Raw genomic sequence first — 12,521 nt, 5'->3', positions numbered from 1 at the left:
ACGATGTTTCTGACACAGGGCAACGCACCAGCGCATTCGCGACGTTGGGACCGGGGAGGCTGCTTCAGCCAGCGGCTCACACGGAGGACACCATGCGACGGCTTCGGTTCAACGGGACAGGCTCGGGGGGCGGCGGTTGCCCCGGCGTGCACGAAGATCTCGAGTCAGGTGAGGTCATCGTCCACGGCCCGCCGCTCACCGACCCCGAGGATCTCGACCAGCTCAGGCACTTCGACGAGGGAGAGGTCGCCGTCGTCGTACCGCGCAACACGCTCGTCGACTTCGGCCCGCGTGACGACACCCCTCGGTTCATCAACGCCGACGACCAGTTCGGCCGGCTCTTCGAGACCTTCGAGCACACCGCCTGGCGCCTGGAGTCCCGGCGCCGGTACGCGAGTGACGAGGACACGGAGACCTGGGCTCAGTTCGCGGCCGGAGAAACGGTGCGATGGGACTACGACGACGCCTGGTGCCGCAACGTCAGGACGCAGACCGAACAGGGCAAGCGCTTCGAACGCGTGCGCCTCGTCGACTCCCCCGCCACGCAGGGGCAGCTCTACCTGCTCGACAACGCCGTGCGGAACTGCGCCGTCGGTGAGGACATCCGTAACCTGTCCCGCACGGAGGCCGAGCGGCTGCGACTGCCTGTCGAGGACTTCTGGATCTTCGACTCGCGATTGGTCGCCCGGCTCGTCTTCGACGGCGAGGACAACCTGACCGGCGCCGAGCTCATCACCGAGCCGGCCGCCGTGAACCGCTACTGCCAAGCGCGGGACGCCGCCTGGCACTACGCGATTCCGTACGACCGATTCAAACCCGACCGGATGTGAAGTGAGCTTCGGTACCGACTATCAGCAGGCCCGTGAGGCTCTCGGAGTACAGCTGCGGGAGCTGAGACTCACATGCCCTGACGGCCGGCTCACCGGTGCCCAGCTGGTGGAGCGGCTCGGTCCTGGGTGGACCAGGTCCAAGGTCAGCAAACTGGAGAACGGCAGGCAGACGGCCACCGCCGAGGAACTCAGGGCCTGGGCCGAAGCGGCGGGCCACCCGGGGGCGTACGACGGTCTGCTCGCCCGGTTGCGCGGCTTCGAGTCGCACATCCGCTCCTGGCGGCGGCAGTTGGCGTCCGGGCACAAGCCCGTGCAGGACGCCATCACGGCCGAGCACGACCGCACCCGCGTGCTGACCATCTGGGAGAACAACCTCGTCCCCGGCATGGTCCAGACGGCGGACTACGCCCGGCACGTCTTCATCCGGCATGCCGACCTGATGCGGTCCCCCCGGGACACCGAGGAGGCGGTACGGGCCCGGATCCGACGGCAGGAGGGTCTCTACGAGCCGGGCAGGAAGTACCGGATCATGATGTGGGAGGCGGCTCTCTACTCCCGGGTGTGCCCACCACCCGCCCTCGCCGCCCAGCTCGACCGGCTCACGAGCGTCATCGGACTGGACACGGTGGAACTGGGGATCGTCCCGTTCGCGGCCCCCTTGAAGATCTACGCGGGCAACAGCTTCTGGATCTACGACGATCGCCGCGTGGTCGTGGAGGACTGGCACGCCGAGCTGTGGCTCGACGACACCGACACGATCGCCACGTATCAGCGCGTGTGGGACACGCTGTGGGAGTCCGCCCTGCGCGGCCCGGACTCCCACAAGGTGATCAACACGGCCCGCCGGGCGGTCGATACGCCCTGAGCGCCGGCCCGAGAAGGCCTCGTCAGATCGACTCCCGCCACCCGTTCGTGATGGGCAGCCGTCGGTCCTTCCCGAAGCCCTTCGCCGAGATCTTCGTGCCCGGCGGGTACTGGCGGCGCTTGTACTCGGCCGTGTCGACCATGCGGAGGGTCTTGGTGACGAGGTCGTGGTCGAAGCCCGCCGCCACGATCTCGTCGGCGCCCTTGTCGTGGTCGACGTAGAGGTCGAGGATCGCGTCCAGCACCGGGTAGTCGGGGAGCGAGTCCGTGTCGACCTGGCCCGGGCGGAGTTCCGCGCTCGGGGGCTTGGTGATGGAGTTCTCGGGGATCGGCGGGGTCTGGCCGCGCTCCCGGGCGGCCCTGTTGCGCCACTCGGCCAGGCGGAAGATCGACGTCTTGTACACGTCCTTGATGGGGCCGTACGCCCCGACGGAGTCGCCGTAGAGCGTCGAGTAGCCCACCGCCAGTTCCGACTTGTTGCCGGGGGCCAGGACGATGTGGCCTTCCTGGTTGGAGAGGGCCATGAGGAGCGTGCCGCGCAGGCGTGACTGGAGGTTCTCCTCCGCCAGGCCCGTCAGACCCAGCGAACCCATGTACGCGTCGAACATCGGCTCGATGGCCACGGTCCGGAAGTTCAGGCCCGTGCGGCGGGCCATCTCCGCCGCGTCGTCCTTGGAGTGCTCCGAGGAGTACTTCGACGGCATCGACACGCCGTACACGTTCTGCGCGCCCACCGCGTCGCACGCGATCGCCGCGACCAGCGCCGAGTCGATGCCGCCCGACATGCCGATCAGGACCGACTTGAAGCCGTTCTTCGCGACGTACGCCCGCAGGCCCACGACCAGCGCCGAGTAGACCTCCTCGTCGTCGTCCAGGCGGTCCGCGTAGCCACCGGAGAGCTCCCGCTCGTAGGGGGCGAGCGGCTTCTCCGAGAGGATCACGCGGTCGATGCGCAGACCGTCGTCGACACGCTGTCCATCAGCGACTCCGTCGCGGGCCGTGGGTGCGTCCTCCGACGCCTCCGGCAGGTCCAGGTCCAGGACCACACAGCCCTCGGCGAACTGCGGCGCCCGCGCCACGACCTCGCCGTCCTTGTCCACGACGATCGAGTCACCGTCGAACACCAGCTCGTCCTGGCCGCCGATCATGGCCAGGTACGCCGTCGTGCAGCCGGCCTCCTGGGCCCGCTTGCGGACCAGCTCCAGGCGCGTGTCGTCCTTGTTGCGCTCGTAGGGGGAGGCGTTGATCGACACCAGCAGGCCCGCCCGCGCCGAGCGCGCCGCCGGGACGCGGCCGCCGTCCTGCCAGAGGTCCTCGCAGATGGCCAGGGCGACATCCACGCCGTGGACGCGCAGGACCGGCATGCTGTCGCCGGGCACGAAGTAGCGGAACTCGTCGAAGACGCCGTAGTTCGGCAGGTGGTGCTTGGCGTAGTTGAGGACGACCTCGCCGCCGTACAGCACCGCCCCCGCGTTCTGCGGCGCGCCGGCCGGCTGGCCGTACTTCGGCTGGGCCGTCGCGCTGCGGTCGAGATAGCCGACGATCACCGGCAGCTCCCCGAAGCCCTCGTCGGCCAGGCGGCCGGCCAGAGCGCGCAGCGCCGCCCGGGAGGCCTCCACGAAGGACGACCTGAGGGCCAGGTCCTCGACGGGATACCCGGTCAGCACCATCTCCGGGAACGCCACGAGATGCGCTCCCTGCTCGGCGGAGTGCCGGGTCCAGCGGACGATCGACTCGGCGTTCCCGGCGAGGTCGCCGACGCTCGAATCGATCTGGTTCAGGGCGAGACGTAGTTGAGGCACGCCGCCCAGTGTAATCGTCAGTGCGACGCAATGGGGTGGTGTGAGTCACCCCACACCACCCCGTCCGCTCGGAGATCAGCCCACTCGGTGATCAGCGGCGTCGGTACGACTCGACGTAGCCGCTCGCGGGCGAGCCCACGCCGGTGACGTCGTCGTAGCCCTTCACGGCCGAGAGCGAGCTGTCCTTGCCCAGGCTGCGCACGGACGTGGCCAGACCGTCCGTCGCGTCGTAGCCGTTCACGAAGTCGACGCGGGCCACGGCGAGGCCGGAGCCCGTCGGGTCGTCGGTGACGTCGTGGTAGACCTTCGAGCCGGCCTTGGCGTAGATCGCCGGGTTGGCGAAGCCGATCGGCTTGCCGCCCCGGGCCTCCTGGGCCAGGGCCTGGACGGCCGCGACGGTCGGCGCGGCGAGCGAGGTGCCGCCGATGCGGTACTCGCCGTACGCCTGCGACTTCCCGTCCGGCAGGGTCTGGGTCTGGCCGACCAGGAAGCCGGTGTTCGGGTCGGCGATCGCCGCGATGTCGGGCTCGACCCGGTTGCCGGTGGCGCTGTTGGCCTTCGCCAGCGTGTCCGGTACGACGCCCTGCTGGTAGCCGGGCTCCGCCACCGTCCTGCTGGTGCCGCCGCCCGCGCCGGAGGTGAAGGCGCCGGGGAAGTCCGTCCAGCTCTTGCCGTCGGCCGACAGGTTGGCCTTCTCGGTGCCCCAGCCGGTCTCCCAGAGGTACTGGTCGCCCTTGCCGACGGCCAGCGAGGTGCCGCCGACGGCGGTGACCCACGCCGAGTCGGCCGGGGAGTCGACCTGCTTCGTCCCGGAACTCGCGACCTCGTCGCCGTCGTCGCCGGAGGAGAAGTAGAAGCCGATGCCCTCGACCGCGCCGAGCTGGAAGACCTGGTCGTAGGCCGCCGCGAGGTCGGGTGTCTGCGCGGCCTCGACCTCGCCCCAGGAGTTGGACACGATGTCGGCCAGGTGGTGGTCGACGACCTTGCCGAGCGCGTCGAGCAGGTCGGCGTCGGTGCAGGACGCGGCACCCACGTAGGTGACGTCGGCGGCCGGAGCGACCGCGTGCACGGCCTCGACGTCCAGGGTCTCCTCGCCGTACCAGCCGGAGGCGGAGCAGTCCGTGGTGTTGGTGTACGTCGCGGGCAGCACCTGGTGCAGCTGCCCGGTCTTCCACGCCGCGTCGCCGTTGCGCTTGGCGTAGGTGCCGGCGTCGTAGGCGATGGTCGGCGAGGCGTACGCGTCCGTGATGGCGACCCGGACACCCTTGCCGGTGCGCTTGCCCGCGCCGTAGGCGGCCCGCAACTGCTTGCCCGTGTAGCCCTTGATCGCGTACGGGATCTTCGTGCCGTAGGCGTCCGGCAGCGTGCTCGCCGTCTTCGAGCCGTAGTACGAGGAGAACGGCCCGGCGTTGCGGAACACGGTGTCCGGAGGCGGCAACCGGTCGTCGTGCGTGACCATGTGCGGCGCGTTGTCCAGGCCGGTGACGGTCAGTACGGCTCCGGCCAGGCTCGCCGGGACGGAGGCCGTGCTCGCCGGGGCCCGGTAGGTCTTCGCGCCCTTGGCGAAGTTGTGGAGCTGAGCGCCGAACGCCTTCTCGGCGGCGGCCACGTCACCGGTCACGGAGACGTAGTGCGGCGTGACCCCGGTGACCTTCAGGCCCGCGGCCGTCAGCCAGGACGTCACCGCCGCCACCTGGGCCTTGGTCGCGCCGAAGCGGGCCCGTGCTTTCGCGGCGGTCAGATACTTGCCGTACGAGGCCGACCTCGGGTCGGACACGGCCTTCGCGTAGGCGGCGAGACCGGCGGCGTCGCGGCCTCGGAGATACACCCGGGCCGACATCCGGGCGCCGTCGGAGGTGGCGCCCTGGTCGGCCTTGGCCGTGGCCCACGCGGGCCGGGTCCCGGCCAGCAGGTCGCGGAGCGGGTGGTCGGCGGCGTGCGCCGCGGGTATGCCGAGCGCCAGCGCACCGGCGAGCATCGGCAGTGTCGCCGCGATGCTCACCCCAGTGCGCGCCTTGGCGCGATTGGATCTCATGGAACCCCCTGTGCGGTTCGTCGCGAGTGATCACTCGACCGTCGCCACTCTCGCGACGAACCGTTCATGTCAGGGGAATGCGAAACCCAAGAAGCGCCCCGCGCAGGCCAAGAAGTGCCCAAGGCGCCGCGATGCGGGGCGATTTGAGGCTTACGCCCCAGGATCCGGGCGCTACGAGCGCGGCGCGGCGCCCCGCTCCTTCAGCAGGTCCGTCATCAGGCCGATCTCCGACTGCTGCGCCTCCACCATGCCCTGCGCGAGCCGCTTCTCCACCCCGACCGTGCACCTCTCCACACAGCCCTCGGCCATGTGGACACCGCCCTTGTGATGGTCCGTCATCAGCTGGAGGTAGAAGATCTCCGCCTGCTTGCCGTTCAGTGTGCCGAGCTTCTTCAGCTCGGTGTTGGTCGCCATGCCCGGCATCAGCGCGCCGTCCTTGCCGGAGGCCATGCCGCCCATGTCCATCCAGGCCATCGGCTCGGAGGACACCTTGGGCAGCCCCCACAGATCGAGCCAGCCGATCATCATGCCGCGCTGGTTGGCCTGCGTCTGCGCGATGTCGTACGCGAGACGCCGCACGTCCTCGTCCTTCGTGCGGTCGCGCACGATGTACGACATCTCCACGGCCTGCTGGTGGTGCACCGCCATGTCCCGCGCGAACCCGGCGTCCGCGGACTCGGCGGAAGGGGTCCGGCTGCTGCCGTCGTCCCCGGCGACGGCGTAGCTGATCGCACCGGCCGCGACGAGCGCCGTCACGGCCGCCCCCGCGATCAGACCGGCGTGCCTCACTGCGACAGCCCGTTCGTGCAGGCGGCCCCCGGCTCGGGCGTCTGCTCGCCCTGCACGAACTTCTCGAAGAACTTGTCGACGTCCGGGTCGCTCGCGCCCTTCACCGTGCGCTGGTGGCCCCACGCCGACAGCATGATCGGGTCCTTCTGGTCGTCCATCGGGCTCATCAGCGTGTACGGCGTCTTCTTCACCTTCGCCGCCAGGGCGTCGATGTCGGCCTTCTTCGCGTCGGCGTTGTACGTCACCCACACCGCGCCGTGCTCCAGCGAGTGCACGGCGTTCGTGTTGTCGAGCTGCTTGGTGTAGACGTCCCCGTTGCAGTTCATCCAGGCCTGGTTGTGGTCGCCGCCGACCGGCGGCTCGGAGGCGTACTTCACGTCCTTGGTGACGTGATTGCGGGCCAGCTTCCCCTCCCACGTCTTCACGCCGTCCTCGCCCGTGACGAACTTCCCCTTGGCCGAGGAGTCGCTCGCCGCGGTGTCACTTCCGCCGTCGCCGGACTGGGACCGCACGAGCACGACACCGCCGCCCACGAGACCGCAGACGACCACCACGCTCGCCGCGATGACGAGGATCCGGTTGCGGCGCTCACGGGACTGCTCGGCGCGCCGCATCTCCTCTATCCGCGCCTTGCGTGCCGTGCTGCTCTTGTTGGCGGAGCCCATGAGATGTCCTTCGTGGGAAAGATGGGACGGTCGGGTGAGCTGATCGTAATGGGGGGAACGGGGCGCCTCGTAGAGCGGCGGAGGGAATGGGCCGAATCGATACGGCACCGACAGGTGCCCGACAGCTTCGGAGATCCCGGCGCCGGATAATTTGAGCCGCAGATTCCCATTACATACGCTGCGTGTATGCGGCTGCTGCGCTCCACCGACCTCGCCCTGCGGGTTCTCATGCGGCTCGCCGTCGCGGGCGAGTCGAGTCCGACGACCAGGGAGGTCGCGGACGGCATGGACGTGCCGTACACGCACCTGGCGAAGGTCGTCGCCGAACTTCAGCACATGGGGCTGCTCGAGGCCCGCCGCGGCCGGGGCGGCGGCCTCACTCTCACGGAGCGGGGCCGTACGGCGTCGGTGGGGGCCGTGGTGCGCGCCTTCGAGGGTGACGGCGACGTCGTCGACTGCGAGGGCTCCACCCCCTGCCCCCTGAACTCCGCCTGCCGGCTGCGCGGCGCCCTGCGCCGGGCCCAGGAGGCGTTCTTCGCCTCACTGGACCCGGTCACGGTCGGGGACATCGTGGCGGAGCCGACCGGGGCGCTGCTGCTGGGGATCTCCCGGAGAAGCTAGAAGCCGGCGCGGGGCGCCTTTACGGCCGCCCCGCCAGCCACAGATCCGGCCCGAACACCTCGTAGTGGATGTCGGCCGGGGCCACGCCCTTCGCGATGAGCTGGGCCCGCACCGCCCGCATGAACGGCAGCGGCCCGCACAGGTACGCGCGCGTGCCCGGCGCGACCGGGACGCCGGTGAGGTCGACCAGCCCGGAGTGGGTGCCCGAGGGGGCGTCCTGCTCATACCAGAGGTGGACGGCCGAGTCCGGCAGCTTGGCCGCGTAGGCCTCGTGGTCGGTGCGCAGGGCGTGGGTGTCGGGTGAGCGGTCGCCGTGTACGACGGTGACCGGGGCGCGGTGACCGGAGCCGGCGAGGTGCGCCAGCATCGCGGCCATCGGGGTCACGCCGATGCCCGCCGAGGCCAGCAGTAGCGGTGTGTCGGGGTCGGTGTCCAGGACCAGGTCGCCGTAGGGCTCGGACAGTTCGAGGACGTCGCCCTCGCGCACGCGCGCGTGGAGGTGGTTCGACACCTCGCCGTCGGGAGCGCCGTCGCCGTGCACGCGCTTCACGCTGATCTGCCGGAGCAGCGGGCCGGGCGCGCCGGAGAGGCTGTACTGCCGGATCTGCCGGGCGCCGTCCGGGAGGGCGACGCAGACGGAGACGTACTGGCCCGCGAGGAAGTCCCGCACCGGGCCGCCGCCTGTGGGCCGCAACCGGAAGGTGACGACGTCCGCGGTCTCGGGGACGCGCTCGACGACCTCCCAGGTCCGCCAGGCGGGCCCGCCGCTCTCCTCGCTCAGCCGCTTCTCCACGGCGATCAGCGCGTTGGCCATCAGCCAGTAGACCTCGTCCCAGGCGGCGGCGACCTCGGGCGTCACGGCGTCGCCGAGCACCTCGGCGATGGCGGCGAACAGGTGCTCGTGGACGAGGCCGTACTGCTCGGGCGTGACGCCGAGCGAGGCGTGTTTGTGGGCGATGCGCTGCAGCATCGCGTCCGGCCGCTGCTCCGGACGGTCCAGCAGGTGGGTCGCGAAGGCGGCGATGGAACCGGCGAGCGCCTGCCGCTGGGTGCCGGCGGCCTGGTTGCCCCGGTTGAACAGGTCGCGCAGCAGTTCGGGGCGGGCCGCGAACAGACCGGCGTAGAAGCGCTCGGTGATCGCGCCGAGGGCCCCGCCGACGGCGGGAAGCGTGGCGCGGACGGTGACGGCGGACTGCTCGGACAGCATCGGGGCTCCTCGGTGCTCGACTGCGGGCACAGTATTTAAAGTTGTATCTGAGATGCAACTTTAGCGGGTGGAGCAACGAAGCGGACCGGCCGTTACGGATGTCACTGCGAGCAGGCACTATGGGCGGAAGAGCAGTTCACCCGCCGTAGGTGCGGCGTTCGGCCCGGGGCCGGCCGGGCGATCATGGTGCGCAACGCGTACGAAATGGTGGTGTGGTGGGATGCTCAGGTGCCCGACCGCCTCCCGTGGTACGGAAGAGAAGGCGGCCTGACCAGCAAGGATGGGGAAGCGGAAGATGGACAAGCAGCAGGAGTTCGTGCTCCGGACCTTGGAGGAGCGCGACATCCGGTTCGTACGCCTGTGGTTCACGGACGTGCTGGGCTTCCTCAAGTCCGTCGCCGTGGCCCCGGCCGAGCTGGAACAGGCCTTTGACGAGGGCATCGGCTTCGACGGCTCCGCGATCGAGGGCTTCGCCCGGGTCTACGAGTCCGACATGATCGCCAAGCCGGATCCGTCGACCTTCCAGATCCTGCCCTGGCGTGCGGAGGCCCCGGGCACGGCCCGCATGTTCTGCGACATCCTCATGCCGGACGGCTCCCCGTCCTTCGCCGACCCGCGCTATGTCCTCAAGCGCGCTCTGGCCCGGACCTCCGACCTGGGCTTCACGTTCTACACCCACCCGGAGATCGAGTTCTTCCTGCTGAAGGACCGGCCGCTGGACGGCAGCCGTCCGACGCCCGCCGACAACTCCGGCTACTTCGACCACACCCCGACCAACGTCGGCATGGACTTCCGCCGCCAGGCGATCACCATGCTGGAGTCGATGGGCATCTCGGTGGAGTTCTCCCACCACGAGGGCGCCCCCGGCCAGCAGGAGATCGACCTGCGGTACGCCGACGCGCTCTCCACTGCCGACAACATCATGACGTTCCGCCTGGTCATGAAGCAGGTGGCGCTGGAGCAGGGCGTCCAGGCGACCTTCATGCCGAAGCCGTTCTCCGAGCACCCCGGCAGTGGCATGCACACACACCTGTCGCTCTTCGAGGGCGACCGCAACGCCTTCTACGAGTCGGGCTCGGAGTACCAGCTCTCCAAGGTGGGCCGCTCCTTCATCGCGGGCCTGCTGCGGCACGCGGCGGAGATCTCCGCGGTCACCAACCAGTGGGTCAACTCCTACAAGCGCATCTGGGGCGGCGCTGAGCGCACGGCGGGCGCGGGCGGCGAGGCCCCCTCGTACATCTGCTGGGGCCACAACAACCGCTCGGCGCTGGTCCGCGTCCCGATGTACAAGCCCGGCAAGACCGGCTCGGCGCGGGTGGAGGTCCGCTCCCTCGACTCGGGCGCGAACCCCTACCTGGCCTACGCCCTGCTGCTCGCCGCCGGCCTCAAGGGCATCGAGGAGAGCTACGAGCTCCCGCCGGGTGCCGAGGACGACGTCTGGGCCCTCTCCGACGCCGAGCGCCGCGCGATGGGCATCGAACCCCTCCCGCAGAACCTCGGCGAGGCCCTCACCCTGATGGAGCGCAGCGACCTGGTCGCCGAGACCCTCGGCGAGCACGTCTTCGACTTCTTCCTGCGGAACAAGCGGCAGGAGTGGGAGGAGTACCGGTCCGAGGTGACCGCGTTCGAGCTGCGGAAGAACCTGCCGGCGCTGTAGGGGCAGGTCAGAGGTAGTCTCCCGCTGATTCGGCGGATGGGGCCGACGGTCCATGACCGTCGGCCCCATGGCGTCTCACTGCCTCTGGGTCTTCTTCAGGCCGTCTGGCGCCCAGCGCCCCACCCGGTCTGGATGCTGCTTGCGTCCTCCAGATCGGCACGCACCTGGTCGCGGACCTCCAGCCCAACTGAACGGGTGCCACCGCGATGGCGTCTCACTCGTGTCCCGGCGAAATGCCTTTCCGAAGTCCGCATCCGCCTCCGAGGCCAATCGTCGTGCGGTGTCGCTCCGGTAGCGCCGCTCGTACAGCGAAGACGCGCTCTGCGCTTCAATGCCCAACGCGGCCACTTCCCGCAGCAGACGGTCGCACTGATAGCGTGCGGCAGGGAACATCACGCCGCGCCGACGCCTCGCGAGGCCCGTGGGCATGCGCCACGTCCACCCGAGGGAAGGCGAATACCGGCAACCCGATGAAGCCGAACACTCGCTTGCGACAGCTCCGCGAGCATGTCGTTCACGGGAGACTTCAGGCGGTCCCGTCCGATCTTCGCAAACCAATCGGTGCTACGCCCAACCAGACCAGCGATCACCTTTTCTGTGTGACCACGCATTACGTGCCGCCTCCTGTTGTGTGTGGGCGGTACAGAGCAGGGGTTGGAGCGGGTAGTCGGCCTCGCTGTGCACCCCGTATCTGCGCTTCGCCTGCGGACCTCCTCCTTCCGGCGGTGTCGTGCCAGAAGGGGCTGCCTATACGGTCACGATATGGAACTTCGCCAATCACTGTTTCGCCCGATTGGGTCTCGGGCCGACACCCGGCCTCGCCCCGCAGATGAGGAAGAATCGTGGTTCACAGAACACCGCGGCTGGAGTTCCTTTCTGGTCATTCTCTTGGCCGTCAATGCTGGGGTTTTCTTGGGTTTCTGCATCCCAGACTTGGGGCGGGCCGAAAACACGGTTCACTCACTGTCAGTTGTGATGCGATTCACCCTTTTCATTCTCAATGCCATCGCCTTCGTCGGTGTGATGAAAGAGTTGAGAGGTCGGGCAAGGAATTGGGATTTGTGGCCATGGATTTTTGCTGCTCAACTAGGCGCTCTCCCGTTCCTCTTCATCCCGATCCTGATCGAAGCGCGTAGCCCTTTCCACGATCGCCTGGATGCTCTCATCGTCCTCATTTCGGCAGGCTTGACAGCTGGCGCCCTGATGGTGGTTTTCTTTGTTTGGGTCACAGGAAGGATTCACTTCGGCGCAGCCTGGGCTTTCTTTGTCGCCCTATTCCCCTTGGCCGGACTCCTCCAGTTCTGGATCCAAAGTTACTATCAGCCAGCTCACAGTCGTCCGGGGGTGAATGTGAACGTCAAAATGGAGGAACTGAGCCGATCCGGCAGCATTTCGCGAATGCGAGGTACAGTCACCGTCCAGAACAACGGCAAAGCCGCTGTCGACTCGCTCGGGTCCCTTTATAAGGCCGTCGGCTATGACCTGAAACCCGACAAAGGCAGTATGGATGCAGCCATGGATGTGGTGGGTCCCGACCTGAACTACATGGCGGAGAGTGAAAGGATCCTCAGGATTGGCGATGTTTTGCCGGGAGAGGAATCCCTGACTCCTAGCCAAAAGTATGAGACTTCATTCGTTTTCGATGCCGACAGCAGGAAGGAAGAGGTTGTTCGCCTCGTTGTGAACCTCGTCTTGATTACGCGCGGATCAGTGAAGAGTACTACTACTGACTGCGAATATAAAATGTGCGCGAAAACGCTATTCAAGCGCTCCACTGCTATGCGTGAAATTCTTGACGACGATCCATATGCCGAGACTTACATCGACTTCCATCCTCCAGGGAAGCCGAACGATACGTCGGAATTGCCATACCTGCATATCAAGTATGGCTCCTTGGAAGGCCTCGGCAAGGAATCTCATGAAGAAGTTGATGCACTCGTGAGAGATGTGACGCCGGAGATCGTCGCCGAGTATCGACTCAAGCCGTAATGGGTGCATCAGGTCGAAGATCTCGCCTCCGCTACAGTCCGCGAATTCACTACCGTCTGTCC

Annotated in this window: 10 protein-coding genes; 5 read left to right on the top strand and 5 right to left on the bottom strand. The window is 68.2% G+C overall.

The annotated features are described in order from the left end of the window. Nucleotides 1-92: 92 nt before the first annotated feature. Both NNW99_RS27650 and NNW99_RS27645 read left to right on the top strand, forming a co-directional pair. Nucleotides 93-830, top strand: coding sequence for a DUF6879 family protein (locus NNW99_RS27650; RefSeq protein WP_215121877.1), 738 nt, complete (start codon nucleotides 93-95; stop codon nucleotides 828-830). Between the two features lies 1 nt (nucleotide 831). Further along, nucleotides 832-1,695 (top strand): helix-turn-helix transcriptional regulator, encoded by an 864-nt coding sequence (locus NNW99_RS27645; protein WP_215121876.1) that lies wholly within the window; start codon nucleotides 832-834, stop codon nucleotides 1,693-1,695. Nucleotides 1,696-1,717: 22 nt separating this feature from the next. Here the strand turns inward: NNW99_RS27645 and NNW99_RS27640 are convergent, their stop codons facing one another. The 4 genes from NNW99_RS27640 to NNW99_RS27625 form a co-directional block, all read right to left on the bottom strand. Then, nucleotides 1,718-3,496, bottom strand: a complete 1,779-nt coding sequence (locus NNW99_RS27640) for an NAD+ synthase (protein ID WP_215121875.1) — start codon at nucleotides 3,494-3,496, stop codon at nucleotides 1,718-1,720. 91 nt (nucleotides 3,497-3,587) lie between these two features. Further along, nucleotides 3,588-5,531 (bottom strand): protease pro-enzyme activation domain-containing protein, encoded by a 1,944-nt coding sequence (locus NNW99_RS27635; RefSeq protein WP_215121874.1) that lies wholly within the window; start codon nucleotides 5,529-5,531, stop codon nucleotides 3,588-3,590. A gap of 171 nt (nucleotides 5,532-5,702) precedes the next feature. Beyond that, nucleotides 5,703-6,320 carry a DUF305 domain-containing protein gene (locus NNW99_RS27630; protein ID WP_215121873.1) on the bottom strand — a complete coding sequence of 206 codons (618 nt, stop codon included), beginning with the start codon at nucleotides 6,318-6,320 and terminating at the stop codon, nucleotides 5,703-5,705. Further along, nucleotides 6,317-6,985: a DUF3105 domain-containing protein gene (locus NNW99_RS27625; RefSeq protein ID WP_215121872.1), complete on the bottom strand. Its 669-nt coding sequence runs from the start codon at nucleotides 6,983-6,985 to the stop codon at nucleotides 6,317-6,319. The genes NNW99_RS27630 and NNW99_RS27625 overlap by 4 nt, the downstream gene beginning before the upstream one ends. A gap of 186 nt (nucleotides 6,986-7,171) precedes the next feature. Here NNW99_RS27625 and NNW99_RS27620 point away from each other — a divergent pair, with 186 nt between their 5' ends. Next, entirely contained in the window at nucleotides 7,172-7,606 is a 435-nt protein-coding gene (locus NNW99_RS27620) for an Rrf2 family transcriptional regulator (protein ID WP_215121871.1), read from the top strand. Between the two features lie 19 nt (nucleotides 7,607-7,625). On the opposite strand, the gene NNW99_RS27615 is transcribed toward NNW99_RS27620, so the two are convergent. Continuing rightward, nucleotides 7,626-8,813, bottom strand: a complete 1,188-nt coding sequence (locus tag NNW99_RS27615) for a globin domain-containing protein (protein WP_215121870.1) — start codon at nucleotides 8,811-8,813, stop codon at nucleotides 7,626-7,628. Between the two features lie 295 nt (nucleotides 8,814-9,108). Here NNW99_RS27615 and glnA point away from each other — a divergent pair, with 295 nt between their 5' ends. Continuing rightward, nucleotides 9,109-10,470: a type I glutamate--ammonia ligase gene (glnA, locus tag NNW99_RS27610; protein ID WP_215121869.1), complete on the top strand. Its 1,362-nt coding sequence runs from the start codon at nucleotides 9,109-9,111 to the stop codon at nucleotides 10,468-10,470. Nucleotides 10,471-11,232: 762 nt separating this feature from the next. After that, nucleotides 11,233-12,459, top strand: coding sequence for a tryptophan-rich sensory protein (locus tag NNW99_RS27605; protein WP_215121868.1), 1,227 nt, complete (start codon nucleotides 11,233-11,235; stop codon nucleotides 12,457-12,459). Nucleotides 12,460-12,521 lie beyond the last annotated feature (62 nt).

The organism is Streptomyces sp. CRCS-T-1 (assembly GCF_024442335.1).
GTDB lineage: Bacteria > Actinomycetota > Actinomycetes > Streptomycetales > Streptomycetaceae > Streptomyces > Streptomyces koelreuteriae.
Note: the sequence above shows the minus strand (reverse complement) of the source record. Positions and strands in the feature narration are given on the sequence as shown.

Excerpts from the sequence above, each read along its gene's own strand:
- NNW99_RS27650 (WP_215121877.1), top strand. The coding sequence starts at position 93 with ATGCGACGGCTTCGGTTCAACGGGACAGGCTCGGGGGGCGGCGGTTGC.
- NNW99_RS27635 (WP_215121874.1), bottom strand. The coding sequence starts at position 5,531 with ATGAGATCCAATCGCGCCAAGGCGCGCACTGGGGTGAGCATCGCGGCG.
- NNW99_RS27625 (WP_215121872.1), bottom strand. The coding sequence starts at position 6,985 with ATGGGCTCCGCCAACAAGAGCAGCACGGCACGCAAGGCGCGGATAGAG.
- NNW99_RS27620 (WP_215121871.1), top strand. The coding sequence starts at position 7,172 with ATGCGGCTGCTGCGCTCCACCGACCTCGCCCTGCGGGTTCTCATGCGG.
- NNW99_RS27615 (WP_215121870.1), bottom strand. The coding sequence starts at position 8,813 with ATGCTGTCCGAGCAGTCCGCCGTCACCGTCCGCGCCACGCTTCCCGCC.
- glnA (WP_215121869.1), top strand. The coding sequence starts at position 9,109 with ATGGACAAGCAGCAGGAGTTCGTGCTCCGGACCTTGGAGGAGCGCGAC.
- NNW99_RS27605 (WP_215121868.1), top strand. The coding sequence starts at position 11,233 with ATGGAACTTCGCCAATCACTGTTTCGCCCGATTGGGTCTCGGGCCGAC.